Source organism: Affinirhizobium capsici (assembly GCF_977018625.1).
On record NZ_CDRNXD010000004.1, the window covers coordinates 2,461,783 to 2,487,692 of the forward strand.

The 25,910-nt window shown below is 55.8% G+C and carries 27 protein-coding genes and 1 tRNA gene; 13 read left to right on the plus strand and 15 right to left on the minus strand.

The genetic code is table 11. From position 1 onward, the window contains the following. The first annotated feature begins 174 nt into the window (after positions 1-174). The 4 genes from AC0JZ1_RS15165 to AC0JZ1_RS15180 all read left to right on the plus strand — a co-directional run bounded on the left by AC0JZ1_RS15165 (position 175) and on the right by AC0JZ1_RS15180 (position 5,077). On the plus strand, positions 175-1,128 hold the full coding sequence (locus AC0JZ1_RS15165) for an aldo/keto reductase (protein ID WP_471883161.1): 954 nt from the start codon (positions 175-177) through the stop codon (positions 1,126-1,128). After that, positions 1,125-1,574, plus strand: coding sequence for a GNAT family N-acetyltransferase (locus AC0JZ1_RS15170; RefSeq protein WP_471883162.1), 450 nt, complete (start codon positions 1,125-1,127; stop codon positions 1,572-1,574). Before AC0JZ1_RS15165 ends, AC0JZ1_RS15170 begins: the two co-directional genes overlap by 4 nt. A gap of 129 nt (positions 1,575-1,703) precedes the next feature. Then, positions 1,704-2,699 carry an aldo/keto reductase gene (locus tag AC0JZ1_RS15175; RefSeq protein ID WP_471883163.1) on the plus strand — a complete coding sequence of 332 codons (996 nt, stop codon included), beginning with the start codon at positions 1,704-1,706 and terminating at the stop codon, positions 2,697-2,699. Positions 2,700-2,884: 185 nt separating this feature from the next. After that, positions 2,885-5,077, plus strand: a complete 2,193-nt coding sequence (locus tag AC0JZ1_RS15180; RefSeq protein ID WP_471883164.1) for a methyl-accepting chemotaxis protein — start codon at positions 2,885-2,887, stop codon at positions 5,075-5,077. Positions 5,078-5,290: 213 nt separating this feature from the next. On the opposite strand, the gene pheT is transcribed toward AC0JZ1_RS15180, so the two are convergent. From pheT to infC, 5 genes are all read right to left on the minus strand, one after another. Then, on the minus strand, positions 5,291-7,717 hold the full coding sequence (pheT, locus tag AC0JZ1_RS15185) for a phenylalanine--tRNA ligase subunit beta (protein ID WP_471883165.1): 2,427 nt from the start codon (positions 7,715-7,717) through the stop codon (positions 5,291-5,293). Positions 7,718-7,738: 21 nt separating this feature from the next. Continuing rightward, on the minus strand, positions 7,739-8,824 hold the full coding sequence (gene pheS, locus AC0JZ1_RS15190; RefSeq protein WP_471883166.1) for a phenylalanine--tRNA ligase subunit alpha: 1,086 nt from the start codon (positions 8,822-8,824) through the stop codon (positions 7,739-7,741). A gap of 165 nt (positions 8,825-8,989) precedes the next feature. Beyond that, positions 8,990-9,394, minus strand: a complete 405-nt coding sequence (gene rplT, locus AC0JZ1_RS15195) for a 50S ribosomal protein L20 (RefSeq protein ID WP_471883167.1) — start codon at positions 9,392-9,394, stop codon at positions 8,990-8,992. Between the two features lie 37 nt (positions 9,395-9,431). Beyond that, the gene (rpmI, locus tag AC0JZ1_RS15200) at positions 9,432-9,635 is read right to left on the minus strand and encodes a 50S ribosomal protein L35 (RefSeq protein ID WP_165216076.1); all 204 of its coding nucleotides are present in this window, start codon (positions 9,633-9,635) and stop codon (positions 9,432-9,434) included. A gap of 192 nt (positions 9,636-9,827) precedes the next feature. Then, positions 9,828-10,364, minus strand: coding sequence for a translation initiation factor IF-3 (infC, locus tag AC0JZ1_RS15205; RefSeq protein ID WP_471883474.1), 537 nt, complete (start codon positions 10,362-10,364; stop codon positions 9,828-9,830). Between the two features lie 180 nt (positions 10,365-10,544). Here infC and AC0JZ1_RS15210 point away from each other — a divergent pair, with 180 nt between their 5' ends. After that, positions 10,545-11,336 carry an alpha/beta hydrolase gene (locus AC0JZ1_RS15210; protein WP_471883168.1) on the plus strand — a complete coding sequence of 264 codons (792 nt, stop codon included), beginning with the start codon at positions 10,545-10,547 and terminating at the stop codon, positions 11,334-11,336. A 139-nt stretch (positions 11,337-11,475) separates the two neighbouring features. After that, positions 11,476-12,093 carry a transglutaminase-like cysteine peptidase gene (locus AC0JZ1_RS15215; protein WP_471883169.1) on the plus strand — a complete coding sequence of 206 codons (618 nt, stop codon included), beginning with the start codon at positions 11,476-11,478 and terminating at the stop codon, positions 12,091-12,093. Between the two features lie 80 nt (positions 12,094-12,173). Here the strand turns inward: AC0JZ1_RS15215 and mbfA are convergent, their stop codons facing one another. After that, positions 12,174-13,157 (minus strand): iron exporter MbfA, encoded by a 984-nt coding sequence (gene mbfA, locus AC0JZ1_RS15220; protein WP_471883170.1) that lies wholly within the window; start codon positions 13,155-13,157, stop codon positions 12,174-12,176. A gap of 231 nt (positions 13,158-13,388) precedes the next feature. Here mbfA and AC0JZ1_RS15225 point away from each other — a divergent pair, with 231 nt between their 5' ends. Then, positions 13,389-14,495 (plus strand): TRAP transporter substrate-binding protein, encoded by a 1,107-nt coding sequence (locus AC0JZ1_RS15225; RefSeq protein WP_471883475.1) that lies wholly within the window; start codon positions 13,389-13,391, stop codon positions 14,493-14,495. Between the two features lie 182 nt (positions 14,496-14,677). After that, positions 14,678-15,742 carry an alpha/beta hydrolase family protein gene (locus AC0JZ1_RS15230; RefSeq protein WP_471883171.1) on the plus strand — a complete coding sequence of 355 codons (1,065 nt, stop codon included), beginning with the start codon at positions 14,678-14,680 and terminating at the stop codon, positions 15,740-15,742. 4 nt (positions 15,743-15,746) lie between these two features. On the opposite strand, the gene AC0JZ1_RS15235 is transcribed toward AC0JZ1_RS15230, so the two are convergent. The 3 genes from AC0JZ1_RS15235 to AC0JZ1_RS15245 form a co-directional block, all read right to left on the minus strand. After that, complete coding sequence (locus AC0JZ1_RS15235; RefSeq protein WP_471883172.1) at positions 15,747-16,268, minus strand: GNAT family N-acetyltransferase; 522 nt, start codon at positions 16,266-16,268, stop codon at positions 15,747-15,749. 14 nt (positions 16,269-16,282) lie between these two features. Further along, positions 16,283-16,849: a helix-turn-helix domain-containing protein gene (locus tag AC0JZ1_RS15240; RefSeq protein WP_471883173.1), complete on the minus strand. Its 567-nt coding sequence runs from the start codon at positions 16,847-16,849 to the stop codon at positions 16,283-16,285. 66 nt (positions 16,850-16,915) lie between these two features. After that, positions 16,916-17,317: a ketosteroid isomerase-related protein gene (locus tag AC0JZ1_RS15245; RefSeq protein WP_471883174.1), complete on the minus strand. Its 402-nt coding sequence runs from the start codon at positions 17,315-17,317 to the stop codon at positions 16,916-16,918. A gap of 81 nt (positions 17,318-17,398) precedes the next feature. On the opposite strand from AC0JZ1_RS15245, the gene AC0JZ1_RS15250 reads away from it, so the two are divergent. The 3 genes from AC0JZ1_RS15250 to lepA all read left to right on the plus strand — a co-directional run bounded on the left by AC0JZ1_RS15250 (position 17,399) and on the right by lepA (position 20,752). After that, positions 17,399-17,986, plus strand: coding sequence for a GNAT family N-acetyltransferase (locus AC0JZ1_RS15250; RefSeq protein WP_471883175.1), 588 nt, complete (start codon positions 17,399-17,401; stop codon positions 17,984-17,986). After that, a complete protein-coding gene (locus AC0JZ1_RS15255; RefSeq protein WP_471883176.1) occupies positions 17,987-18,856 on the plus strand; it encodes a carbon-nitrogen hydrolase family protein in 870 nt (289 codons plus the stop codon). Positions 18,857-18,931: 75 nt separating this feature from the next. Continuing rightward, entirely contained in the window at positions 18,932-20,752 is a 1,821-nt protein-coding gene (lepA, locus tag AC0JZ1_RS15260; RefSeq protein ID WP_471883177.1) for a translation elongation factor 4, read from the plus strand. Between the two features lie 69 nt (positions 20,753-20,821). Here lepA and AC0JZ1_RS15265 read toward each other — a convergent pair whose 3' ends face one another. Further along, positions 20,822-21,544, minus strand: a complete 723-nt coding sequence (locus tag AC0JZ1_RS15265; RefSeq protein ID WP_471883178.1) for a PRC-barrel domain-containing protein — start codon at positions 21,542-21,544, stop codon at positions 20,822-20,824. Between the two features lie 117 nt (positions 21,545-21,661). Further along, positions 21,662-21,853 (minus strand): YegP family protein, encoded by a 192-nt coding sequence (locus AC0JZ1_RS15270; protein ID WP_471883179.1) that lies wholly within the window; start codon positions 21,851-21,853, stop codon positions 21,662-21,664. A gap of 202 nt (positions 21,854-22,055) precedes the next feature. Here AC0JZ1_RS15270 and AC0JZ1_RS15275 point away from each other — a divergent pair, with 202 nt between their 5' ends. Together AC0JZ1_RS15275 and AC0JZ1_RS15280 are read left to right on the plus strand one after the other, a co-directional pair. After that, complete coding sequence (locus AC0JZ1_RS15275) at positions 22,056-22,373, plus strand: Rdx family protein (RefSeq protein ID WP_471883180.1); 318 nt, start codon at positions 22,056-22,058, stop codon at positions 22,371-22,373. 119 nt (positions 22,374-22,492) lie between these two features. Next, a tRNA-Leu gene (locus AC0JZ1_RS15280) sits at positions 22,493-22,579 on the plus strand. A gap of 262 nt (positions 22,580-22,841) precedes the next feature. Here the strand turns inward: AC0JZ1_RS15280 and fdhA are convergent. The 4 genes from fdhA to AC0JZ1_RS15300 form a co-directional block, all read right to left on the minus strand. Further along, a complete protein-coding gene (gene fdhA / locus AC0JZ1_RS15285) occupies positions 22,842-24,032 on the minus strand; it encodes a formaldehyde dehydrogenase, glutathione-independent (protein ID WP_471883181.1) in 1,191 nt (396 codons plus the stop codon). 231 nt (positions 24,033-24,263) lie between these two features. Continuing rightward, the gene (locus tag AC0JZ1_RS15290) at positions 24,264-24,605 is read right to left on the minus strand and encodes a hypothetical protein (protein ID WP_471883182.1); all 342 of its coding nucleotides are present in this window, start codon (positions 24,603-24,605) and stop codon (positions 24,264-24,266) included. Between the two features lie 76 nt (positions 24,606-24,681). Beyond that, positions 24,682-25,533 carry a C40 family peptidase gene (locus AC0JZ1_RS15295; protein ID WP_471883183.1) on the minus strand — a complete coding sequence of 284 codons (852 nt, stop codon included), beginning with the start codon at positions 25,531-25,533 and terminating at the stop codon, positions 24,682-24,684. 9 nt (positions 25,534-25,542) lie between these two features. Next, entirely contained in the window at positions 25,543-25,893 is a 351-nt protein-coding gene (locus tag AC0JZ1_RS15300; RefSeq protein WP_471883184.1) for a MarR family transcriptional regulator, read from the minus strand. Positions 25,894-25,910 lie beyond the last annotated feature (17 nt).

Consider the following 25,910-nt stretch of genomic DNA (forward strand, 5'->3'; position numbering starts at 1 on the left):
ATTGCTCCTCCATGTTTGCGCGACACCTTACGTAGGCAACTGCACTGAAGCAATCCGCAAGCGCTGCCAGTTGAAAGCCAATTCATCAATGAAATTGAATAGTCCATAACTTCCCTCCGGCTTACGAACATCCATATCCATTGCTCAAGAAGAAACTCTGGATGGAGACCGAAGATGCAGCTTCGCCCACTTGGCCGGACCGGCCTTTCAATCGCCCCCGTCGTTTTCGGCGGCAACGTCTTTGGCTGGACGGCTGATGAAAAAACCTCATTCGATCTTCTGGATCGCTTCTTTGATGCTGGCTTTAATACCATTGACACGGCAGATGTTTATTCGGCCTGGGTGGATGGGCATCAGGGCGGCGAAAGCGAAGCCATGATCGGCAAGTGGCTGAAACGCGGCAGCGTCCCCCGCGAAAAGGCCGTGATCGTCACCAAGGTCGGTTACGACAATGGGGAGACAAAGACCGGGCTTTCCGCAGGCTGGATTGCCCAGGCAATCGATGCTTCCCTGAAACGCCTGGGCACGGATTATGTCGATCTCTATCTAGCCCACAAGCCTGACAATGAGGTGCCGATCGAAGAAACGCTGGAAGCCTTCAGCAAGCTGAAGCAGGCAGGCAAGGTACGCTCTATCGGCTGCTCGAACTACGATGAATTTCAGCTGAAGGAGGCACTTGATGCCTCATCGCGCCATAACCTGCCGCGCTACGCTGTTCTCCAGCCGGAATATAATCTTTACACCCGCGAACGTTTCGACGGCCCTCTGCGTGACCTCTGCATCCAGGAGAATATTGGCGTCATTAGCTACTATGCGCTGGCGGCGGGCTTCCTCACCGGCAAGTACCGCGATGCAAAGGATGCGGAAGGGGTAGCTCGTTCATACCGGGTCAAGGACTATCTGAACGACAAGGGCATGAAGATCCTTGCAGCTTTGGACCAGGTCTCGGTGGAAGCCAATGCATCGCCAGCAAGCGTTGCAATCGCATGGGTCGCCGCACGACCCGGCATCACGGCACCGATTGCCTCGGCCACGTCCGTTCGCCAACTCGAATCCATCATTGCCGCAGGCACCCTCACGCTTTCGGCAGATCAGCTTCAACGCCTGGACCAAGCAGGAACAGAATGAACAAGCCCACAATCCGCGACGCGCACGCATCAGACAAAGACCGCTTTCTCGACCTCTGGAAAAACTACCTCGATTTCTATCAGGTTTCGGTATCCCCAGACGTTACGGAATCGACCTGGTCAAAAGTGATGAGTCGCGAAAGCGCTCTCTTCATGTGTGTCGCGGAAGTGGATGGCAAAATGCAGGGCTTCGCCCTTTGCCTGACACATGAAGGCAGCTGGATTCTCGGCAAGGATTGCTATCTGGAAGATCTCTTCGTGGATGCCTCGCAACGCGGTCAAGGTTTGGGCCGCGCCTTGCTTCAGGATCTGGTCGAGCTCTCAAAGCAAAATGGTTGGTCGCGCCTCTATTGGCACACCGCCGAAACCAATGCCACAGCGCGCAAGCTATACGATTCATTCGTCGAATCGGACGGGCATCTCCGGTATCGTATCGCATTTGAATAACGTGCCTCTTCGGGTCAAAACCCAGTCAGGATAATCCGCAAATACCCTGAAGTATTGCACCCGAACTATTCATCTCAAGATCAAAAGTCATAGTACCTGAAGCGATGACGCCTTGAAGGAGAAACTCTCATGCAGAAGCGAAAACTCGGCTCACTCGAAACCTCCGCTCTCGGATTGGGCTGCATGGGTATGACCCACGCCTATAGCCCCTCGGTGGACGAAGCATCCGCACTCAAAACATTGGCCCGAGCAGTTGAACTGGGTGTTACCCTGTTCGACACGGCCGAGGTGTATGGGCCTTTCACCAATGAAGAACTGGTCGGAAAAGGGCTCAAGCCTTTCCGAGATAAGGTTCAGATTGCCACCAAGTTTGGTTTTACCATCGGCGATGCCGCGAAAGCAGATCGACCCTCCGGTGTCGACAGCCGACCGGAGCATATTCGCGCAGTTGCTGAAGCATCGCTCAAACGTCTTGGTGTTGAGGTGATCGATCTATTCTACCAGCACCGTGTCGATCCAGATGTGCCGATTGAAGAAACGGTCGGCGCCATGGCCGATCTGGTAAGGGAAGGCAAGGTGCGGACCCTTGGTCTTTCGGAAGCCAGTGCTGAAACGTTGCGTCGCGCTCATGCTGTTCATCCCATTGCAGCTATTCAAAGCGAATATTCGCTATGGACCCGTGATCCTGAACAGAATGGCGTTCTCGATACATGCCGGGAGCTGGGCATTGGCTTCGTGCCATTCTCGCCGCTTGGTCGGGGCGCATTGACCGGCGCTCTCAAAACACTGGATGGATTGGCCGAGAACGATTTCCGCCGTGGCTTGCCACGCTTCCAAGGCGGGAACTTTGAAGCCAATCTAGCCTTGGTCAGCCTGTTGGAAAAAATGGCTGAGGCAAAAGGCGTAACGCCAGGTCAATTGGCACTGGCCTGGGTATTGGCACAAGGTGAATTCATCGTTCCTATTCCTGGAACAACAAAGATTGCTAATCTGGAAAATAATATTGCCGCGGCTAACATTCATCTATCGCCTGACGAGCTGAAGACAATCGGCGATCAACTATCTCCAGCACATGTGAAAGGTGACCGTTACCCGGAAAGCATGGCGAAGATGGCCAACCGCTAATATTGCAGTAGCACGTCTCTCATGAGCGCAGCAAAGATGCGCTCATCGGGACTACAGAAAACGCCAATCCTGCAATGGATATTAAATCCATTAATTTGTACGTGAACGATCGCAGTCCACTGTTTGCGCTTTGTTTATATTCTTTCGAATATGCTCCGCCTACTAACCTAAAGGGGCGGACGACGGTGAAACAGATTCTGACGAGTATTTCCGGAAAGCTCATGCTCTCAACGGGCATAGCAGCATCTATTGTGGTTTGCTTATATACTGGCTTCACCGGATGGGAGGCGAAAGACAGGACCGAACAACAGGTCATGGCGCTCGCAACTGAGAAAGCGCAAAGCGTTGCTCAGCAAGTCACCTCTCAGATCACCGAAGCTCTCTCGGTTGGCAAGACTCTTGCTGCGACCCTCTCCGGCTATATCGAAAAAGGCGGTCGCAACAAGAAAGACATTATTGCCCTTATAGAGCCCGTGACGGCACCTTATCCTAGCCTGTTCGGCGCATGGATGTGTGGGGTTCCAAACGATAAGGTCGAGTTTACGTTGAACGGTACGGACGGTAACAATGCCGAAGGGGTTTTTACCCCCTACTGGACTAAGACTGCCAGCGGATCGAGAGAGTTTTCAACCTGGATCATCAAGCCGCAAGAACAGTGGTATGCGGCTCCGCTACAATCTGGCAAGAGCCTGATCACGGCACCATACGTATCCACTAGTGGTAAACTACTGACATCCGTTTCTGTACCAATCAAGCTCCAAGGCACGACAGTTGGGCTTGCCGGTGTAGACATTACTCTGGACGATCTTGTCAAATCGCTGGATACGCTGCAGCCCTTCGAAGGTGGGCGGGTCATGCTGCTGGCGAACAACTCCAACTGGCTGGCACATCCTAATAAAGATCTTCTGATGAAGTCCTACGCCGATCCCGGTGCGGATGACGTGAAAGCCGCTCTCCAAGATGGGAAATCCCGCGTTATCAAGGGTTTTGAGGATGGTCGCGTCCGTATTGTCTATCCCATCAACGCGTCAGGCATGAATACAACCTGGGCTCTTGTTCTTGATGTTCCGGAAGCAATTTTCTCTGCTCCGGTTTCTCAGGCCATTCAGAGTGCCATCGTCAGCGGCCTGCTCATTCTTCTCGCCTGTGTATTCATTATCTATGTTGCCTCCTCCAAGCTCGTTCGCAATCCTCTCGGTGCGTTGCTCAAGAGCGTGAACGGCCTGAGCAACGGAGATTATCATACGGAAGTGACCCAAAAAGATCGTTCTGACGAAGTGGGTACGCTTGCCAAGGCGCTTGAAAAGTTCCGCGACGATCTTGCGCATGGCGTCGCCGCGAAGGCTGAGCAGGATAGGCTGCGCACCTCGGTTGAAGCTGAGCGCCGTGAGAAGCTGGCCCTGGAAAGCGCAAAGGCGGAAGACCTGCGTCAGTTCGTTCACCAGGTTCAAACCGGCTTTAACGCCTTGGCAAAGGGCGATCTGACAGTTCGCATGAATGAATCCGTTGCGCCTGAATTCGAGGAAATCCGCCAGAACTTCAACACTTCCGTTGCGTCGCTTGAAGAGGCAGTCGGCGGAGTTGTCACGACGGTCGTCACCATCCGGGCAGGTCTTGGCGAAATCTCCGACGCCTCTCATGATCTTGCACGCCGCACCGAACAGCAGGCCGCTTCGTTGGAGGAAACAATCGCGGCGTTGGCCGACGTTTCAAAGGGCGTCAATCATACCGCTGAAGGTGCTGCGAACGCTCAGGGCGTTGTGGCAACAGCGCGCGATAACGCGGAAAAAGGTGGCTCTATCGTAGCTCGCGCTATTGAAGCTATGACCGCAATCCAGGGCTCCTCGGAACGGATCAGCAGTATTATTGGTGTGATTGACGAAATCGCCTTCCAGACGAACCTTCTTGCACTGAATGCTGGCGTCGAAGCAGCCCGTGCTGGCGAAGCTGGCAAGGGGTTTGCAGTCGTTGCTCAGGAAGTTCGCGAGCTTGCCCAGCGTTCAGCAACAGCTGCTCGCGAAATCAAGGAGTTGATCAACACATCGAGCCAGCAGGTTCAGACAGGTGTGGATCTCGTCAGTGCCTCTGGCAAATCCTTGGAGGAAATCGTTGGGCAGGTGGTGATCATGAGCCAGACGATTTCACAGATCGCGGAAGCCGCACGCGAACAGGCAGGCAGCCTGCGAGAGGTGACGGCGGCTGGTGACAACATGGACAAGGTCACGCAGCAAAACGCAGCAATGGTTGAAGAGACGACTGCCGCAGCACAGAGCCTGACCCAGGAAACCGAACGCCTGGCAGATATGGTTCAGCGGTTCCGCACCCAAGCGACCGCAAGCTACGGTGGATCGCAGATGGGGCGTCGCGCGGTCGCATAAACCGGGCATTCTTTTGAAATGAAAAACGGGCGGCCTCATCAGCCGCCCGTTTTATTTTGGTATCGTGCTCTCAGCACCGCTCATTTCGGGGTGAAACAACGCTATCTGCCGAGAAATCCGATAGAGATCTTCCTGCTTAAACTCGCAGTCTATCTGCAATCGACGCATGTGAAGGAAGGGATGCTTACATCACATCCGTTCCTTCAAAATATCTTAGGCACGAAGCAGCCCGCCGGTCGATTTCTCGACATTCCCGACAATCTTTTTCGTCAGCGCGTCGAAGTCTTCATCCGTCAGAGTCTTATCGACTGGCTGTATCAGAACTTCGATGGCTATAGACTTCTTACCCTCACCCACGGAAGCGCCTTCAAACACGTCGAACACATTAACGCCGGTGATCAGCTTGCGGTCGGCACTGGTTGCAGCCTTGATGATGGCTCCGGCATCGACGGCTTTTTCGACCACGAAAGCGAAGTCACGTTTGACCATCTGGAACGGCGAAAGCTCTAATGCTGGCTTCGTGCGTGTCGCCTTTTTCTTTGGCTCGGGCATGGCATCCAGATAAACTTCAAAGCCGCTCAGTGCACCCGACACATCAAGAGCAGACAAGGTGTTCGGATGGAATTCACCAAAATGGCCAAGCACCACCTTCGGCCCCATCTTGATCGTGCCAGACCGGCCCGGATGATACCAGGAAGGACCACCCTGCTCTATCTGCACGTTAGCCATCGGCATGCCGCAAGCTTCTAGGACCGCTAAAGCATCGGCCTTCGCGTCAAACACATCGACCGCCTTGCCGCCGCCCTTGGTCGCGTTGGACCACAGTCTGCCCGCGCCTGCCAGCGTCGCCGTGCCACGGCGAATACCGCCGGCGACACGACGTTGTTTCTCTGGTGTGTCGCCTTCATAAATACCGGAAACTTCGAAGATCGCGACATCGCCAAAGCCTTTGTCCGCATTGCGCTGGGCAGCGGTTAGCAGACCAGGCAGCAGTGAAGGGCGCATGTCCGACATATCGGCGGCAATCGGGTTTGCCAGCTTCAGCGCGGATTGACCGCCACCGAAGAGTTTTGCCTGCTCTTCCGGGATGAAGGACCATGTGACGGCTTCCAGCATTCCGCGCGAGGCCAGCGCCCGCTTGGCCGTGCGCGTGCGAATTTGCAGCGTCGTCAGAATGCGAGCATTGACTGTTTCCTTGGCGGGAAGCGGCTCAGGCTTGATGTTATCGACGCCATGAATGCGCATGACCTCTTCAACCAGATCCGCCTTACCATCCACATCAGGACGCCAGGATGGAACAGCCACCTGCGCCTCGGTCTCATCGCCGCTGAGAAGTTCGAAACCGAGCCCGGTGAGGATCTGACGGCTCTCTTCGACTGAAACAGTGAGGCCCGTCAGGCGCTTTACTTCAGAGAATGGGAAATCGACCACCTTGCGGTCATGACCCTTATAGCCAGCCACGCGAGCCTTGGCGGGCGTGCCGCCGCAAAGAGCAAGAACCAGCTCCGTCGTCCTTTCCAGCCCTGGCATCATATATTCCGGGTCAACCCCACGCTCGAAGCGATAGCGAGCATCGGTAATAATGCCCAGAGTGCGGCCCGACTTGGCAATATTGATCGGGTCCCACAAAGCGGATTCGATCAGCACATCAACCGTGTTCTCATCACAGCCCGAATGCTCACCACCCATGATGCCGCCGATGGATTCCACACCGTTATCATCGGAAATGACAACGTTACTGGAACCAAGCTTGTAGGTACGCGTATCGAGAGCGACGATCTCCTCACCATCCTTGGCGCGGCGAACGATCAGGTTGCCTTTGACCTTGGCCGCATCGAAGACGTGCATCGGGCGCCCTTGATCGAAGGTCATGTAATTGGTGATGTCGACGAGGGCGTTGATCGGACGAAGGCCAATAGCCTTCAGCCGGGTCTGCATCCAATCAGGGCTTGGGCCATTCTTCACGCCGCGCACGAGGCGCAAGGCAAAGCCCGGGCAAAGCCGCTCGTCATCAAGTTCGATTTTCACCTCAACGGGCGTTTCGCCATCCACCTTGAAGCTCGGAGCCTTGGGCTGCTTCAAAGTGCCGAGTCCAGACGCTGCAAGATCGCGCGCAATGCCGAAAATGCTCGTGCAATCGGGGCGATTTGGTGTGAGGTTGATCTCGATGACGGGATCGTCCAGACCGGCATAGGATGCGAACATTGTACCGACCGGCGCATCTTCCGGCAGATCGATAATGCCATCATGGTTCTCGGAGATGTTCAGCTCTTTTTCGGAGCACATCATGCCGTGGCTTTCGACACCGCGGATATTGCCAACGGCCAGTGTGACATCAATGCCCGGAACGTAAGTACCTGGACGCGCCAGAGCACCGACAAGGCCTGCACGCGCATTCGGCGCACCGCAAACCACCTGCACCGGCTTGCCGTCGCCAGCATCCACCACCAACACTTTCAGCCGATCAGCAGACGGATGCTTTTCAGCCGAAATCACCTTGGCAATGACGAACGGCTTGTAGGCTGCACGATCATCAACATCCTCGACTTCGAGGCCAATCGCCGTGAGGCGCTCGCAAATCTGCTCGAGCGTCGCGTCAGTGTCCAGATGTTCCTTCAGCCAGGAGAGCGTGAATTTCATGGGTCTATCCTCCTTGGCTCGCTACTGGCTCAAACCGCCGAACAGGGTGGGCATATCGAGTGGGCGGAAACCGTAATGGCTCATCCAGCGTACGTCGGCATTGAAGAAGTCGCGCAGGTCCGGCATGCCATATTTCAGCATCGCGATGCGGTCGAGACCCATGCCCCAGGCAAAGCCCTGATACTCATCGGGGTCGAGACCACCGGCACGCAGCACGTTCGGGTGAACCATGCCGCAGCCGAGAATTTCCATCCAGTCCGTGCCTTCCCCAAACTTCACGATGGGACCAGACGAACGGTCGCACTGAATATCCACTTCGAAGCTTGGTTCAGTGAAGGGGAAGAAGGACGGACGGAAGCGCATGGTGACGCTATCCACCTCAAAGAAGGCCTTGCAGAACTCTTCCAATATCCAGCGCATATTGCCGACATGGCTTTTCTTGTCGACTACGAGCCCTTCGACCTGATGGAACATCGGCGAATGCGTGGCATCGGAATCCTGACGATAGGTCTTGCCCGGAATGATGATGCGGATCGGCGGCTTCTGCGCTTCCATCGTGCGGATCTGCACAGGAGATGTGTGCGTGCGCAGAACCTTGCGTTCACCCTTTTCATCCGACTGGAAGAAGAAGGTGTCGTGCATCTCGCGGGCGGGATGGCCTTCGGGGAAATTCAGTGCCGTGAAGTTGTAATAATCGGTCTCGATGTCCGGGCCTTCGGCGATGGAAAAGCCCATATCGCCAAAAATTGCGGTAATTTCGTCAACGATCTGGCTGATCGGATGAATACGGCCACGCTCTGCCGGGGAGGACCGCACAGGCAAAGACACATCGACTGTTTCAGCTGCCAGGCGGGCATTGATGGCTGCATCTCTTAGAACGGTCTTGCGGGCAACAAGAGCATCATTCACTTCGTTTTTCAGCGCATTGATGGCCGCGCCACGGGTCTGGCGCTCTTCCGGGCTCATGGCACCCAGCGTCTTTAGCAATTCGGACACAGAACCCTTCTTGCCGAGCGCGCCAACGCGGACGGCTTCCAGAGCCGCTTCGTCCGAGCTAGCTGCAATTTCCGTCAGAAGCGAGGTCTTCAAATTTTCCAGATCGGACATGGTTTTTTCCGTGTGATGCTCGCGGCGAAATCAGCTCTGCTGACCTTCGATCGTGACATGTATTCGTGCCATATGGCCTAGTAGATAAAATGAAAAACCCGCGCCAGCCCAAACCAGCGCGGGTTTCCCAATTCAATAAAGCTAGACTAGCTTGGGAAGCGCTGGTTAACGAACCGCGCTTTCAAACTCGTTGGCTGTTCCTGCATCCTTCAGATACTCAAGAGCCTTCTTGGAAGCATCGACGAGAGCGCCAAATGCTGCAGGCTCATGGATAGCCATGTCGGACAGAACCTTGCGGTCGACTTCAATACCAGCCTTGTTCAGGCCGTCGATGAAGCGGCCATAGGTCAGGCCGAATTCGCGAACAGCAGCGTTGATACGCTGAATCCAGAGAGCGCGGAAATTCCGCTTCTTCACGCGGCGGTCGCGTGTCGCCATCTGGCGCGAACGGTCAACCGCAGCCTTTGCAGCGCGGATCGTGTTCTTGCGGCGGCCGTAGAAACCCTTAGCTGCCTTCAGTGTCTTCTTGTGCTTGGCGTGGGAGGTTGTACCCCGTTTTACGCGTGACATGTCATGATCTCCTTAGTGATCCAAAAGCGAAAGGGTCTCAGAGACCGTTCGGCAGGTAGTTCTTGATAACCTTCTTGCCATCAGGCTCGGCAAGGATCATCGTACCGCGAGCATCGCGGATGAACTTGTTGGAACGCTTGATCATGCCGTGGCGCTTGCCAGCAGCAGCTGCGACGACCTTACCAGTCGCGGTCACTTTGAACCGCTTCTTGGCGGACGACTTCGTCTTCATCTTGGGCATTTTGCTACTCCGTGTTCTTGTATCGAAACCTGCTGATGAGGCTGGCTTCAAGCTATTCAAGAACGGCCACGGCATGCCCTGCCGGACCGTTCGGACGCGCGCTTATACCACCAACCGGCAAAAGCGCAATGGGGTGTACAGGTGATTCCTGCTCGAGAAACCGAGCGACAGAGATTAAGGACTGGCGCCGAATTATCTCGGTGCCAGAACCATCATCATCTGGCGACCCTCAAGCTTGGGCTCTGCCTCAACCTTGGCAATCGTCGCCGTGTCTTCCTTGACCTGAAGCAACAGCTTCATGCCAAGTTCCTGGTGTGCCATTTCACGGCCGCGGAAACGCAGCGTGACGCGCACCTTGTCGCCGTCTTCGAAGAAACGAAGAATCGCCTTCATCTTCACCTCATAGTCATGGGTGTCGATGTTCGGACGCATCTTGATTTCTTTGATTTCAACGATCTTCTGCTTTTTGCGAGCTTCAGCCGCCTTCTTCTGGTTGGCGTATTTCAGCTTGCCGAGATCGAGAATTTTGCAGACCGGCGGCTCAGTGTTCGGAGAGATCTCCACGAGGTCCAGCCCCGCTTCCTCTGCCATCTTCATCGCTTGATCTGTCGGCACGATGCCGAGGTTCTGGCCCTCTGCGTCGATCAACTGAACGCGAGGAATGCGGATTTCCCGGTTGGAGCGCGGACCGTCCTTTACAGGAGCGTCGGCTTTGAATGGTCTGCGAATGGTCGTATTCTCCTCGAATAATTTCTGGGTCGCAGCGGCGTTGCTTCGCGCACGCGACGAAACGGCAATTTCGTCAAGGCTGCGCGGAAGTCAATAGCATATTAAAGCCAGAAAATCACCTAGTAGCTGGAATTTCCGAATCTGTTCTATATCCGCACCCAACGAGAGGAGATTCGCACCATGGAAAACACTGCCACTGAAGCTACGTTCCGCCGCCTGAGCGTAGGCCAAGGGCCGCATGCTCGCGAGATCGCGATGGTCTACCGCCAGGGCACATTTGCCGAAAAGCCGCTCCTTGTCTGGCTTGGCGGCTATCGCTCCGATATGGAAGGCACCAAAGCGCTGGAAATGGAAAAGCTTGCGGTTGAGCTCGGGCTCGGCAGTTTGCGGTTCGATTATTCGGGACACGGCCAATCCGGTGGCGCGTTCCGTGACGGTACCATCTCCCGCTGGCTGGAAGAATCGCTTGCAGTCATTTCCACCCATGCACCAGCCAGGCTGATCCTGGTTGGCTCCTCCATGGGCGGGTGGATTGCGCTTCGGGTTGCGCAGGAATTGAAAAAGGCCGAGGCAGCCAAAGTGTCCGGCATGGTCTTGATCGCGCCAGCGCCCGATTTCACCATGGATCTCATCGAACCCGCGCTCACGGACGTCGAAAGACAATCACTGGAAGAACGCGGCTACTTCGAGGAGCCATCGGAATACAGCAGCGAGCCAAACATCTTTACCAAAGCGCTTCTGGATGACGGGCGCGATAATCGGGTTCTGACCGGCATGATCGAGACCGGCTGCCCGGTCCATATTCTGCAAGGCATGGAAGACCCGGACGTGCCATTTGCCCATGCGCTGAAGCTTGTGGAATTCCTGCCTGCCGATGATGTCGTACTCACCCTCATCCGCGACGGAGATCATCGCCTTTCGCGTCCACAGGACATAGAGCGGATGCGCGCAGCGATTATTTCAATGGCATGAGACCGATTTAGTTAAACTGCTGCTAAAATGCATCGATCTTAACCATAAATCTCAACAGGCCTCGTTAATCTTTCGTTCATAATTGACACCTGCCCCCTGTCGATCTTAACCTTTCGTTAGGATTTAAAGGGACGGGTCCATGATGAATGCCCTGAAGGCACGGCACTTTGCCGTGATCCTCGCCAGTTTGCTTGCGTCTGCCTCCGCGGCCATTCCCGCGCCGCGCACCGGTTCACCGAACATGATCGTGGGTGGCATTACCTCCCAGCCGATCGGCCATTACGAATTTTGTCAGCGCCTGCCGGACGAGTGCAATCAGCGCTTTGCATCCACGCCACCACCAAAGGTTACCGAGTATGGCTGGGAGATGATCCAGCAGGTCAACGCTTCGGTGAATCACCGGATCGAAGCTCGCACGGATATGGAAGTCTATGGCCGCGAAGAATATTGGGCCTACCCAACGACCGCTGGTGATTGCGAAGACTATGCGCTGGAAAAGCGCAAGGAGCTGAAGGAAAAGGGCTTCTCGCTTGCTGACCTTCTGATCACTGTTGTGCGTAAGCCCGATGGTGAAGGTCATGCCATTTTGACTGTTCGCACCTCTGAGGGCGACTATGTTCTCGACAACCTCACGGACCAGGTAAAGATCTGGACCGATACGGATTATACCTACCTGAAGCGTCAGGCATCCTTCAACACGGGCCGCTGGGTCTCCATCGAAGATGGCCGCGAACTGGTAGTCGGCTCCGTACGATAACCATGGGTGGATCGGAATCAAAAAAGGCTCGCGCAAGCGGGCCTTTTCTTATTGTAACACTCGCCTTTGCCCCAAGCCGCCTACGAATTCCCGATCAGAATACCCGCAGCGAGCACGAGCGATCCACCGAACACCACTTGGAAAACAGCCCGCATGAACGGGGTTTCCATATACTTATTCTGGATGAAGGCGATGGCCCAAAGCTCAATGAACACCACGATGGCGGCAACGATCGTCGCAGTCCAGAAGTGAGGAATAAGGTAAGGCAGCGCATGGCCAAGACCGCCCACCGTCGTCATGATGCCACAGGCAAGTCCGCGCTTGAGCGGCGAGCCACGTCCGGAAATCTTGCCGTCATCATGCGAGGCTTCGGTAAAGCCCATGGAGATGCCCGCACCCACCGAGGCGGAAAGGCCGACCAGGAAGGTCTGCCACGTATCCTGTGTTGCAAAGGCAGCCGCAAAGATCGGCGCCAGCGTTGAGACCGATCCATCCATCAAGCCTGCGAGACCAGGCTGCACGTAAGTGAGAATAAATTGTCGACGTTCCGTGGCGGATTCCTCTTGGCGTACCTCCTCCGGCGTATGCTTCTCGCCTAGCATGTGAGCAATATCACTGTGGCCCTGTTCCGCCAACGCCAGATCACCCAGCAGCTGACGGGTGGATGCATCCGTGACGTGCTTCTGGGCTTCCATATAAAAGTTGTAGGCTTGCGCCTCCATCAACTCTGCCTGGGCTCTGATGGTTTCCAAGGTTAGGTTTTTCACCAACCAATCGGGCTTGCGCTGATAAAAGCCGCGCACGTGCTCACGCCGGATCAGCGGAATATCTTCACCGAACCTCTGCCGGAACTGCGAGATGAGCATATTGCGGTGCGTCTGCTCCACCTCTGCCATGTCACGAAAGACCTTGGCGGAATCCGGTGCCTGAGCCTGCAACGCCCGCGCATAAGACATGTATATGCGGGAGTCTTCCTCTTCTGAGGAAATGGCCAGCGCTAGGATTTCTTCTTCACTCAGGCTCTCAAACCGCCGACGACCCGAACCGCGCAAGAAATCCAACATCAGCACAAACTCCTTTTAGAATGATTCTAATCTATGTGAATATGAGCAGTCTCGCAAGTCTCCTTCCTTGCATGGCAGACATGCAGGGTCGATCGCTATCCGCAATCATCGGACAGACTGTCCGGCAATCTGGCAACTTTCTACATCTCAGGCTTGCAGTTGGGGCAACAAACTGATTTAGCCTTAAGCGAGATACGCCTCATGAGAGGCCCAGATGAAGGCATGAGTGAAATGGATCGCAGAGCATTTTTCCGACAAGCTGGCGTCGCCGGTGTCGGCGCAGCAGCAGCAACCGCACTGGCAGCACCGGCCGTGGCGCAAGAGAACCCGGAGATCACCTGGCGGCTGACCTCCTCCTTCCCGAAGAGCCTTGATGTACTCTTCGAAAGCGCAACGGAGATTGCAAAAAGCGTATCCGAAGCTACCGGCGGAAAGTTCAAGATCCAGACTTACGCGGCAGGCGAAATCGTTCCACCACTTCAGGCCGCGGACGCGGTTTCTGCTGGCACGGTGGAAATGGCGCATACCTGCGCCTATTACTATGTGGGCAAAGACCCGACATTCGCCCTGGGCACGGCTGTTCCATTCGGTCTCAACGCACGTCTCACGAACTCCTGGTTCACGGTTGGCGGCGGTAACGACCTGCTGAACGCATTCCTTGAGCAGCACAATCTCTATGCTCTCCCAGCAGGCAATACCGGCGCTCAGATGGGCGGCTGGTTCCGCAAGGAAATCAAGACCGTCGACGACCTCAAGGGTCTGAAGATGCGCATTGCCGGTCTGGCTGGCCAGGTGCTGAGCAAGGTGGGCGTAACACCGCAGCAGATCGCCGGTGGCGATGTCTATGCAGCGCTTGAAAAAGGCACTATCGACGCGACGGAATTCGTCGGTCCCTACGACGATCACAAGCTCGGCTTTTACAAGGTCGCCAAGTACTACTACTACCCCGCCTTCTGGGAAGGTGGTCCGACCGTTCACGCCTTCTTCAACCGCGAGAAGTTCAACGCCCTGCCGAAGAGCTACCAGCGCGTTCTCACCGATGCCTGTGCCCGCGTGAACGCGTTGATGCTGGAACGTTACGATGCTCTGAATGCCAAGGCTCTGCGCGAACTCGTAGCGCAAGGTGCGATCCTGAAGCCGTTCAGCCAGGATATTATGGAAGTCTGCTACAAGGCTGCCCAGGAAACCTACGCAGAGATTTCTGCCAAGAACGAGAACTTCAAAAAGATCTATGAGAGCCAGCAGGCTTTCAAGAAGGACGGTTATCTGTGGCTGCAAATTGCAGACTACAGCTTCGACACCTTCATGATGATGCAGCAGCGCAAAGGCACGCTGTAAGCCACCGACACTCCAAAGACGCGGCAGCCACCGCCGCGTCTTTGTTCCCAATAATGTCCTTCCTCAAGACAGATCATGAGGACCGGGAACGTGTTCGAGAACGACCTCCAACAGGTTCAAGGTCGCAGATGTTTGGGTGGTTGGTGAAGAAAGGTCCGTCTCAAGCACGAAAGGACAGACCTATGAGAAAGCTTCTCACTCTCACCTTCATCCTCAGCAGCGTCATTCTTCCCGCTGCAGCCTTCGCCGAAACGACCATTGGCGCAACCACGATTTCCGTTCCCTCTCCGCAACGGGGCAAGCCCCTTTCTGTCGACGTCTGGTATCCCTCCGACGCGAAAGCGCCAGACGTCTTGATCGGTGATAACCGCATCTTCACTGGCGCCTCGGCCAAGCTGAATTCCCCGATGAACCCCGGCACATACCCTCTCATCCTGCTCTCCCACGGTTCAGGCTCGCGAGCGCAGGGCATGACGTGGATTGCCGCCAGCCTTGCCGCGCAAGGTTATATTGTCGTTGGCCCAGATCATCCCGGCACAACCAGCGGCGATTCCACCCCCATCGCCACCCCCCGCATTTGGCAGCGGACGCAGGATCTCTCCAACATCATTACCTGGATGACGGGCGACGCGGGCTGGAAAGCCTCAGTCGATTCTTCGAAGATCGGCGTCCTTGGTTTTTCTCTCGGCGCAAGCACGGCGCTGGAACTGATCGGCGCGCGTGCCGACCTCAATGCCTATGCCGATTACTGTGACCGCTACACCATGATGATGGATTGCAAATGGTTTGCGGGAGGCTTCGGCTTCGTCGATGGCAGGCGGGTCGCCTCGCCGGTCGTCAAGCTACAGGAGCTCGACAAGGGGCAATTCGAGCAATCCAATCTCGATCCGCGCGTAACCTCCGCCGTCATTGTCGATCCGGGTCTGGCAACCGCATTCCAGCCGCAAAGCCTGAAGACCATCAAGGCTGCAACGACTGTCATCAATCTGGGAGATGCGGATAAGATTCCTGTTGCCGTTGATGCAAGGATGCTCTCCTCCCAGCTTCCAGGCGTGCATTATTACCAGATTCCAGGTTCCAACCACTTCAGCTTCCTGCCTGTATGCAAGGCGGATGCCCTGGAAATCCTAAGTGAGGCTGGCGAGAAAGACCCCATTTGCGATGGTGAAGGTGTTCGAGATCGCGCCACTGTTCACGAAGAGGCGGCGAGGTTGATCCTTGATGCGTTCAACACGTCTTTGAAGTGAGGCTTCATATGCCAATGCGCTTATAAAAAATGGTGGTATCGCAAAAACCACCCTGAGGCCAAAGCGCATAGTCGGGAACGACGCCAACCTTCTGCCAACCGAGACGGGGGTAAATTGCCTCCGCCTCGCTACCCGTTGCGGTATCCAGAACCAGCAGCGAACGGCCCAATCGGGCCGCTTCGGCTTCAACACAGGTCATCAACTTTCGAGACAGGCCAAGCCCCCTTGCTGCACGATGCACCAGCAGCTTCATGACATCGCCGCGGTGCGGTTGATTGGGCTTTTGTGCCAGCCCCACCTGAACCGTGCCGACAACTTTCCCGTCACGCTTCGCCACGGCGATCAATGTCTGGCCCAATGCGACATGGCTCTGCACGTCCCTCCAGTAAAGCATTGCATCCTTGGGTTCGAAAGGCAGCATGAAACCGAGTGAAGCTCCGCCATTGATGCAATCGCTCAAGACCTCGCAGAGATCGTCGAGCCAGGAGGTCATATCTTCGGCAGTCAGAATTTGGATCATTGTCATGGTGAATACCCTTATCAAGACCGTCCGCGGTCGAGGATGACGGCGTAGCGGGCAGGCGCATCGGATGGATTGTAAAATTCGAAGGCGTCGCCAATGTGCATGAACAGGCAATCGCCCGCGTGAAGCGAGTAGGTCCCATCCGGCAGGATCATGTCGAGCCGCCCCTCGAACAGCCAGACATGCTGCGTCATGTTGCGGCTTTCAGCACGCGGCGGAAAAGATACCCGCGCACCAGGCGGAAACTCGACCTCGACAATATCGACAGCGCTAGCCGTGCCGGGCGGCGATATGGAACGGCGCAGATAGCCCGTTACCGGATCGCGCCACAGGCGTTGATCTTCGCGGCAAATGAATGGGCTCTTGGGTGCATCGTCAGCTGCGAAGAATTGTGAAAGGCTCATGCCCAAGGCTTCGCACAATCGCGCCAGAAGGGATGCCGTAGGGCTGACCTCACCTCGCTCGGCGCGGGAGATCATGGCACGGCTGACACCTGAGGCCCTCGCCAGTTCATCCAGCGTTAGGCCATGCCTCTGCCGGAGGGTCTTCAGCCTTGCCCCTGTAGCTTCCTCGAAATTGTCCATCTCATCGCTCATGCAAGCGATACTAAAATTCCACTATAAGAGAATCAAGGTCTCTTATTCGAGAAATCAGCTATTAACCTGTGCAATCCAGTCGTTGAGGTTGTAGTAATTGGTTACCCGGGCAACCTTCCCCTCTCGCAGCTCGAAAAAGGCTCCAGCGGGAAGGCGATAGGTTTGGCCCTTGGCTTCTGGCAGGCCTTCGTCTGTCACGAGATATGTTCCGTTGACCATGAACTCCGCGGCGGCACGAGTGCCCTCAGCATTTGCCATGACAACTATGTCCGTCAGGTTTTCCTTATAGCAACGGTTCATGTGGTCCATGAACTTTGCGAAAGTGGACTTTCCTTCCTGACGTTCCCCTTGGTTGATGTCATGCACCACATCTTCTGTCAGAAGGTTCAAGAAGGCATCCATATCCTGCGCGTTGAAGGCATCGTAATAGGCGCGGATGATGTCGCTGGCGTGCATGCGGATGGTTCCTCTTTCTGGCAGCTTCAAATGATCGTGGCGCAACGGTATAACGCCCCGATCAGCGAGTGAAAACAATCTATGGCTTTGACGATTAAATCCGTTTCCGGCAGCGACGCCATACCGTATTTCAGCGACGTAGCACGCCTGCGCATTAGCGTATTTCGCGAATTCCCTTATCTTTACAACGGAACACTGGATTACGAGCACACCTATCTTGCTACCTATGCGCGGTCACAAGGCTCTGTCTTCGCACTGGCTATCGATGACGGCAAGATCATCGGCGCATCCACCGGAACGCCCATGGCGGGCGAGACGGATGAGGTGAAAGCCCCTTTTGTCATGAATAACCTTGATCCGCGAAACTTCTTCTACTTTGGGGAAAGCGTGCTTTTACCCACCTATCGTGGACAAGGCATTGGCCTTGCCTTCTTCGAGCAGAGGGAGGCGCAGGCAGCGAGACTTGGTCTCGGCAATTGTACTTTCTGCGCAGTAGAGAGACCGGAAAACCATCCCAGGCGCCCCAAGGATTATGTCCCCCTCAATCGCTTCTGGGAAAAGCGTGGCTATCGGCATCACCCGAATCTTCGCACCACCTTTTCCTGGCGCGATTTGGATGAGGCACAAGAGAGCCCAAAACCCCTCTCCTTCTGGATCAGGAGCCTCTGAATGACCATCACCCTCGCCGCCTGCCAATACACTATCGACCTCATCGAGCATTGGGACGAGTATGAGGCACACTTGTCCCGACTGGTAGAGCAGGCGGTAGAAGAGGGAGCGCAATTGCTGCTGATGCCGGAATATGCGGGCTTGGTTCTCTCTGGCCAATTGGCTCCAAAAGTGCGCTCTGATCTGCACGCCTCCATTCGAGGCATTCAGCCGCTCGTACGGACGTGGATGGACCTTTGCGAGAGGCTTGCGCGAAAGCATCAAGTGGTTTTCCAGCCCGGTTCCTTGCCGGTCCTTGATCCCGATGGGCAGTTCCGCAACCGCGCACCGCTGTTCGGGCCAGAAGGCTTCATTGGCCATCAGGACAAGCAGATCATGACACGCTTTGAGCGCGAACGCTGGAATATTGCGGCGGGCAAAGAAGGGCTCTCAGCCTTCGATACTCCTCTTGGACGGGTTGGCATTCTGATTTGCTACGACAATGAATTTCCCATGCTGGGTCGCCAACTTGCAGAGCTTGGCGTAGAACTTGTTCTGGCTCCCAGCTGCACGGATACATTGGCTGGAAGTTACCGCGTGCGCATCGGTGCCCAGGCGCGCGCTCTGGAGAACCAGTTTGCGGTACTCTCGTCGCCAACGGCCGGCGATGCCCCATGGTCTCCGGCGCTTGATGAAAACAAGGGGCGCGCGGCCCTTTATGTCCCCTCCGATTATGGCATGCCACCCAGCGGGATATATGCGCAAAGCGCAAGCGATGACGTGCAGGAAAGCAGTTGGTTGATCACGCAGATCGACCTTTCAGAGGTTGCGCGCTTGAGAACGGAAGGTCAGGTAGCCACTCGACGTGACTGGCCAGAGCAATTTCGCTAAGGAAGCCCTGTTTTATAGGAGCTAACGCAATTTCCCGCTATGCGATGAAACGGCTCGCTGCTATATGCGCCAGCCATGAGCACCGATCGTACGCCCCTTGACCACATCCGCAACTTTTCCATCGTCGCACATATCGACCATGGAAAATCCACCCTGGCTGACCGCCTGATCCAATCGACCGGCGGCTTGGCCGAACGCGAGATGTCGGAACAGGTTCTCGACTCGATGGATATCGAACGCGAGCGCGGCATCACGATCAAGGCACAAACCGTGCGCCTGCATTACAAGGCAAAGAACGGCGAAACCTATGTTCTGAACCTCATCGATACCCCCGGCCATGTTGACTTTGCCTACGAAGTCTCCCGTTCGCTGTCCGCCTGCGAAGGTTCGCTTCTGGTGGTCGATGCGTCTCAGGGCGTGGAAGCGCAAACGCTCGCCAACGTTTATCAGGCCATCGACAACAATCACGAATTGGTCACGGTTCTCAACAAGATCGACCTGCCAGCCGCAGAGCCAGATCGTATCAAGGACCAGATCGAGGAAGTCATCGGCATCGATGCCTCCGACGCCGTTCTGATTTCTGCAAAGACAGGCCTTGGCATTCCCGATGTCCTGGAAGCCATCGTGCACAAGCTGCCGCCGCCAAAGAGCGAAGCTGGCGAGAAGGCTCCCCTGAAGGCGCTGCTCGTTGATAGCTGGTACGACACCTATCTCGGCGTTATGGTTCTGGTGCGCGTTATCGATGGCGTGCTGACCAAGGGTCAGCAGATCCGCATGATGGGTACTGGCGCGAAATACGGCGTGGAGCGCGTCGGCGTGCTGACGCCGAAAATGGTCAATGTGGACAGCCTGGGTCCGGGCGAAATTGGTTTCATCACCGCCTCCATCAAGGAAGTGGCCGATACTCGCGTCGGTGACACCATTACCGATGATAAGCGCCCGACAGAAAAGGCATTGCCCGGCTTCAAGCCTGCACAGCCGGTTGTTTTCTGCGGTCTCTTCCCGGTCGATGCGGCAGACTTTGAAGATCTGCGTGCTGCCATGGGCAAGCTGCGCCTCAACGATGCGTCCTTCTCGTTCGAAATGGAAAGCTCGGCCGCACTCGGCTTTGGCTTCCGTTGCGGCTTCCTTGGCCTTCTGCACCTCGAAATCATCCAGGAGCGCCTTGAGCGCGAGTTCAATCTCGATCTCGTCGCAACTGCGCCTTCCGTTGTCTACCAGATGACGCTGACCGATGGTTCCGAGAAAGAATTGCACAACCCGGCAGATATGCCTGATGTGGTGAAGATAGAGGAAATCCGCGAGCCGTGGATCAAGGCAACGATCCTGACACCGGATGAATATCTCGGTTCAGTATTGAAGCTTTGCCAGGACCGTCGCGGTATTCAGACCGAACTTACCTATGTCGGCACACGCGCCATGGTTACCTACGAGCTTCCGCTCAACGAAGTGGTGTTCGACTTCTACGACCGCCTGAAGTCGATTTCCAAGGGCTACGCCTCGTTCGACTATCAGATCATCGATTACCGGGCAGGCGATCTGGTGAAGATGTCGCTGCTGGTCAACGGCGATCCTGTGGATGCGCTTTCGATGCTGGTCCACCGTTCGGCAGCGGACCGCCGTGGTCGCGGCATGTGCGAAAAGCTGAAGGAACTCATTCCGCCGCATATGTTCCAGATCCCAATCCAGGCAGCGATTGGGGGCAAGGTGATTGCCCGCGAAACCGTTCGCGCCCTTCGCAAGGACGTGACAGCCAAGTGCTACGGTGGCGACGCCACCCGTAAGCGCAAACTTCTGGAAAAGCAGAAGGAAGGCAAGAAGCGCATGCGTCAATTCGGCAAAGTGGAAATTCCGCAGGAAGCCTTTATCGCCGCGTTGAAGATGAACGACGAATAAGAGCCTTCAAGCAAGCCATTCGTATAAAAGCCCTGCGATGAGGTCATCGCAGGGCTTTTTTGTTGCCCCTTATCGCGCGGGCGTCATACCCTGGAAGGCAGGAGCCTGATCTAGCTGTTCGCGCGTGACGTTCAGCACAATCTTCTCAGGGAGGCCGTCTTCGCCGATCTTCGCATCAGCCGATGAGCCGGACCGGTTTGCCGCCATTTGCTCATTCTGCGCCGGTGCTGCCGTGCCCTGACCGGCAGCCGTATTTTGCTGCTGGGCACCCATGCCCACGCCATTCGTCGTATTGGCGCCCGCAGCAGGGTTGGATGTGTTGTTGGCTGTTGATGCAGTTGTTTCACCAGACACTGCCGGTGACTTGGCAGCAGCCTGATTGGCCTGCTCCTGCGTCATGCCAGGACCCAGTTGTAGCGCGCTGATATCGACCGCGACATCCTTCTGATTGATCCCCAGGAAGCCGCCAACGCCGAGAATGACGGCGTTCACGCTGCCATCCTGGCTGACAAGCACATCGCTGATGCTACCGATGTTGTCACCGCCGGTCGTGTAAACAGCTTTGCCACGAAGGTCACTTACCTTCCAGGCACCTTGGCCCGGAACAGTCACGAATGGACCCTCGGTCGTCGGCTCGGTGCTGCGGGGCGAATCGGGCATGCCGCCTCGCGCGTTATTCTGGTTCGTCGCCTGGCCCTGTTCAGGCGTCACAGGTGCCGTCGTGCTTTGCGCCATGGCTGCGAACGGCAGCACGGTAGACAGGGCAAATGCAGCTATCAATTTCTTGGTCATCGGGTTCCTCCTTGTCGATGGGTGTAATCGACGAACGGGGGAAAGCGCGTGGTGTTCCGATCTTCTTCTACAGCAGGAACCGCAAACTGGCCGCGGCTCCTGCCATTCTGGCATAGGTCAGGCCGTCGCTGTGACAGTCTGATCATCCACTTTTGCTTCATGTGAATTTTTCTGAATTGATTCAATGGCTTTCATGGCGGAAGCCTTGGCTTTGTAGCCTTCCGACGAAAACATCGTCTCGCCATTCGAAGCTTTGTATCGAAAACGGAACTCACCCGACTTGTCTTTATACAGTTCGAACTTTGCCATGCCACATCCTCCAAAGTGGTTGAACATATATAATTCTATGAACGAGCCTGTTTCTATTCAAGCAAAAGCTTCATCATAACAAACTAAATCAAATTCCTGCTTTCAAACGATCCCTCATAAAGAGGCGGAATAGACCTTGCTCCCCGCTCCAACCGGGACATAAAATCCCTGTGAGGATAATTGTGATCGGTGGAAAGTTCATATGACCGGCAAACCTAGAATCGCCATCCAATACTGCACCCAATGCAATTGGATGCTGCGCTCCGCATGGATGGCGCAGGAGCTTCTCCACACGTTCAGCGACAGCCTTGGCGAGGTGGCACTTGTGCCGGGAACTGGCGGTATATTCGAGATTCGCATAGACAACGTCGTGATATGGGAAAGAGTGAAGGATGGCGGTTTTCCCGGTCCAAAAGACCTGAAACAGCGCGTGCGCGATGTGATCGAGCCTAGCCGTGATCTCGGCCATATCGACCGATCTTCCAAAGAAAACAAGGAGGATAGCGGTACTTCCAATTGATACGCCCTGCGGGCGCATTGCTCACCCCAAAGCATTCTGAAGAATTTTCACCTCTGACACAGAAAGTTCAAAAAGGGCCGTTGACAGGACCCCCTCAGACCAGTACATCGCTCCTCGTCGCCCAGATGGCGGAATTGGTAGACGCGCCAGCTTCAGGTGCTGGTACTCGCAAGGGTGTGGAGGTTCGAGTCCTCTTCTGGGCACCATTCCATTTTGATCACTAGCCAGATCAAAAGCTTACAACTCCCGAAAAAGTTGTCATCGTATCACTTCCCCTTTGGGGATGCGACGATTCGTGCCCCTCGTGTAGCGGCTAAAGCGCTGGCTTTTGTATGATGAACAGCGACTGACCGCTGACCTGGATTTCAAGCCACCAGTCGGCAATCGATAAAATCTTGGCGAAAGCCACTGACAGAAACGCCCGCGGCAAGGATTGCCGCAGGCGCTCGGGAGATTCTGTGATGCAGATCAGGCAGCCTTGAGCAGGTCGCCGTGCGGATCGAGAACGAACTTTGTTGCCGCTCCCTGGTCAAAGCTCTCATAGCCCTGCACCGCATCTTCAAGCGAAATGATCTTGGCATTGACGATGTCGGCAATCGGCAGCCGATCATGCAGGATCGCTTGCATCAGTTGGCGATTGTATTTCAACACTGGCGTTTGGCCCGTATGGAATGATTGAGCCTTCGCCCAGCCAAGACCAAAGCGCATGGAGAGGCTGCCCTGCTTGGCGGCATCGTCAACGGCACCCGGATCTTCCGTGACATAGAGCCCTGGGATACCGATGGAGCCTGCTGCACGAGTGATTTCCATCATCTGGTTCAACACGATGGCTGGCTGCTCACCGCCAGAATGACCACGCGCCTCGAAACCCACAGCGTCGATGGCGCTATCCACTTCGTCGGAGCCGGTAATCTGGGCGATCATGTCGCCCAAGCGATCACTCTGGGAGAGATCGACTGCCTCAAATCCCATTTTGGAAACGTGCGCGAGACGCTCTTTGTTGAAATCACCCACCATCACAACGGCTGCACCCAGAATGCGGGCCGAAGCCGCAGCGGCGAGGCCAACCGGGCCAGCACCCGCGACATAGACGGTGGAGCCCACACCCACGCCCGCCTTCACGGCACCATGGAAGCCCGTCGGCAGGATATCGGAAAGCATAGTTAGGTCGCGGATCTTCGACATGGCGCGGTCGCGATCCGGGAATTTCAGGAGGTTGAAGTCCGCATAGGGAACGGTGACATACTTTGCCTGTCCGCCGATCCAGCCGCCCATATCGACATAGCCATAGGCACCACCGGCGCGGGATGGATTGACGGTCAAGCAGACGCCCGTATCCTGCGATTTGCAGCAGCGGCAACGTCCACAAGCTACGTTGAACGGTACCGAGACGATATCGCCAATCTGGAGCATCTCGACATCGATGCCCTTTTCGATCACTTCGCCAGTGATCTCATGTCCGAGGACAAGGCCGGGCATGGCTGTGGTGCGACCCCGCACCATATGCTGGTCTGATCCGCAAATATTCGTGGAGATCACCTTGAGGATGACGCCATGTTCGATGCGCCGTCCATCCGGTGCCTCAAGTTTGGGATCATCGATATCGCGCACCTCGACCTTGCCAGGTCGCATGTAGACTACGCCTCTATTCCTGCTCATTGCCATCTCCTCCATGGTTTGAACATTTATGCTCAGTCAGGCAGGCAAAGCGGGAATTTTTCACTCCAACGCACATCGTCTAGCTGACCGAACGTCACCGCCTACCAGCGGTATCTCCCCGTCCTCCAACGAGGTGTATTCAGCCTGGTTAGCAAAGCATCTGGAATGTCGGAAAGCGCTTGGGATTACGACGCGCTATGTGTTCTCTACGACGTCATGGTTTTGGCCGTCTCAGTCCGGCAAAGTCTGCGGGTTAAGCCCCGGAACCCAGGGACGGTTTGGCATTTGGGTTCCGGTATAGGTCACGCCATTCTTCTCGCAGCGATATGCGCTCACTGGAAAATCACGGAAAATGTCTCGATTGCTCCAGCGACGATAGACCGTCACAGTCTCGCAATCTGGGCTGTCGTCCTTCTGCACAAGGCTTTCCATCGGCTTGACGCCAGGCAAGTCCTTATAAAATTCACCCGTGCGCGGCACTTGCAGCGCATGAGCCTTGTCCTTCGAAAATGCCGGAATAGCCGTGACCGCCACCAGAAAGGCTCCACCCAGAATTCGCCATTGTCCGATCATCGCAATGCTCCACACCATTTCCCCACATATGGGAAGCGAGAGATCATTCTACCATGAAGCAAGGCGGAATCGGTGATCAATAAGGCGTGCGATAGCCCGTGGGCTGCTCGTAAAGCCAGCCGATTCGCTGGATCGCCGCATCGAGATTTTCGCGCGCGACCGTCATCGTATGCCCGTTGGCATGGAGCATGGTTTCACCATCTTCCATAATACCGACATGGCCCTTCCAGAATACCAGATCACCGCGTTTCAAATCCTGTTTGCCGATCTCGCTGCCGAAACCGGCCTGCATATCCGAATCCCGCGGTGCCTTGATGCCCGCCATCATCATGGCCAATTGCACAAGGCCGGAACAGTCGATGCCAAAGCCCGACCTGCCGCCCCAGAGATAGGGCGTATTGAGAAATTCGGCTGCAATGGCCACATAATCCGAGTGAACATGGTCCGTAATCGGCACACAGTGCCGTGCAATGACAGCGCCACCCGACTTGAGCAGAAAGTATTGCGTTCCACGCGTCTCAGCCTCGCCGATCACCTCGACCCGGCTTCCCATGGAAAGCGCATGAATTGGCACCTTTCGCAGTTCCGCATCTGGATAAACAAAGGTGCGCGGCACGCCGATCCAGTGGGTGGGGCTCGTGGGTGCTATCAATTCCGCTTCCGGCAGATAACCAACGTAACCGTCTTCTTCAGCTTGAACCCAAGCCCAGCCGTCGCGTCGTTCGAAAATGCGAACAGGCTCTCCAAACAGAAACTGCGTGTCGATATTTCGCATCTTTTCAGCGGCGGGGCGAATATTGGCGATCGGCACAGCAATCGAAGCAGGCTCACCGCCCACATAGCGCTCCGCCTGCACATGCTCTGCCAGCCGCTCATCCGCGAGGTCAGGGCGGAAGGCATTCAGGCGGCGGTCGAGGTTATCAGCCATGTGCAGTCCTCATGGTATGGGTCGGCGCGCTTCATCGCGTATCTGATCGCCCAGTTTTTCAAGAAACAGCGCACCGTCAAGAGTGCGCTTGATAATGACGTTGCGGCGATCCTCAATATCACGCGTGCGGTCCACAAGCCGCATGGCTCCAAGACTATCCAAAGCCCGCGTAATGACCGGCTTGGTGACGCCGAGTGCAGAGGCGAGCCCCCGCACCGTATGAGGCGGCGGTACCAGATAGATATGCAGTAGAATAGCCATTTGGCGCAAGGTGAAGTCCTGCCCCTCATCCCGAACCTGATGGAGACAGACCCTATGCCAAAGCCCCAATGCTTCGGTTGCGCTCAATTCCGCAGGCATTCTTACTCCATACTCAC

Excerpts from the sequence above, each read along its gene's own strand:
- AC0JZ1_RS15230 (WP_471883171.1), top strand. The coding sequence starts at position 14,678 with ATGAGAAAGCTTCTCACTCTCACCTTCATCCTCAGCAGCGTCATTCTT.
- rplT (WP_471883167.1), bottom strand. The coding sequence starts at position 9,394 with ATGTCACGCGTAAAACGGGGTACAACCTCCCACGCCAAGCACAAGAAG.
- mbfA (WP_471883170.1), bottom strand. The coding sequence starts at position 13,157 with ATGTTGGATTTCTTGCGCGGTTCGGGTCGTCGGCGGTTTGAGAGCCTG.
- AC0JZ1_RS15265 (WP_471883178.1), bottom strand. The coding sequence starts at position 21,544 with ATGACCAAGAAATTGATAGCTGCATTTGCCCTGTCTACCGTGCTGCCG.
- AC0JZ1_RS15275 (WP_471883180.1), top strand. The coding sequence starts at position 22,056 with ATGACCGGCAAACCTAGAATCGCCATCCAATACTGCACCCAATGCAAT.
- AC0JZ1_RS15300 (WP_471883184.1), bottom strand. The coding sequence starts at position 25,893 with ATGCCTGCGGAATTGAGCGCAACCGAAGCATTGGGGCTTTGGCATAGG.
- AC0JZ1_RS15175 (WP_471883163.1), top strand. The coding sequence starts at position 1,704 with ATGCAGAAGCGAAAACTCGGCTCACTCGAAACCTCCGCTCTCGGATTG.
- AC0JZ1_RS15240 (WP_471883173.1), bottom strand. The coding sequence starts at position 16,849 with ATGGACAATTTCGAGGAAGCTACAGGGGCAAGGCTGAAGACCCTCCGG.
- rpmI (WP_165216076.1), bottom strand. The coding sequence starts at position 9,635 with ATGCCCAAGATGAAGACGAAGTCGTCCGCCAAGAAGCGGTTCAAAGTG.
- AC0JZ1_RS15210 (WP_471883168.1), top strand. The coding sequence starts at position 10,545 with ATGGAAAACACTGCCACTGAAGCTACGTTCCGCCGCCTGAGCGTAGGC.
- AC0JZ1_RS15295 (WP_471883183.1), bottom strand. The coding sequence starts at position 25,533 with ATGGCTGATAACCTCGACCGCCGCCTGAATGCCTTCCGCCCTGACCTC.
- AC0JZ1_RS15290 (WP_471883182.1), bottom strand. The coding sequence starts at position 24,605 with ATGATCGGACAATGGCGAATTCTGGGTGGAGCCTTTCTGGTGGCGGTC.
- AC0JZ1_RS15165 (WP_471883161.1), top strand. The coding sequence starts at position 175 with ATGCAGCTTCGCCCACTTGGCCGGACCGGCCTTTCAATCGCCCCCGTC.
- lepA (WP_471883177.1), top strand. The coding sequence starts at position 18,932 with ATGAGCACCGATCGTACGCCCCTTGACCACATCCGCAACTTTTCCATC.
- AC0JZ1_RS15170 (WP_471883162.1), top strand. The coding sequence starts at position 1,125 with ATGAACAAGCCCACAATCCGCGACGCGCACGCATCAGACAAAGACCGC.
- fdhA (WP_471883181.1), bottom strand. The coding sequence starts at position 24,032 with ATGAGCAGGAATAGAGGCGTAGTCTACATGCGACCTGGCAAGGTCGAG.
- pheS (WP_471883166.1), bottom strand. The coding sequence starts at position 8,824 with ATGTCCGATCTGGAAAATTTGAAGACCTCGCTTCTGACGGAAATTGCA.
- AC0JZ1_RS15250 (WP_471883175.1), top strand. The coding sequence starts at position 17,399 with ATGGCTTTGACGATTAAATCCGTTTCCGGCAGCGACGCCATACCGTAT.
- AC0JZ1_RS15235 (WP_471883172.1), bottom strand. The coding sequence starts at position 16,268 with ATGACAATGATCCAAATTCTGACTGCCGAAGATATGACCTCCTGGCTC.
- AC0JZ1_RS15225 (WP_471883475.1), top strand. The coding sequence starts at position 13,389 with ATGGATCGCAGAGCATTTTTCCGACAAGCTGGCGTCGCCGGTGTCGGC.
- AC0JZ1_RS15255 (WP_471883176.1), top strand. The coding sequence starts at position 17,987 with ATGACCATCACCCTCGCCGCCTGCCAATACACTATCGACCTCATCGAG.
- AC0JZ1_RS15215 (WP_471883169.1), top strand. The coding sequence starts at position 11,476 with ATGATGAATGCCCTGAAGGCACGGCACTTTGCCGTGATCCTCGCCAGT.
- AC0JZ1_RS15245 (WP_471883174.1), bottom strand. The coding sequence starts at position 17,317 with ATGCACGCCAGCGACATCATCCGCGCCTATTACGATGCCTTCAACGCG.
- AC0JZ1_RS15270 (WP_471883179.1), bottom strand. The coding sequence starts at position 21,853 with ATGGCAAAGTTCGAACTGTATAAAGACAAGTCGGGTGAGTTCCGTTTT.
- pheT (WP_471883165.1), bottom strand. The coding sequence starts at position 7,717 with ATGAAATTCACGCTCTCCTGGCTGAAGGAACATCTGGACACTGACGCG.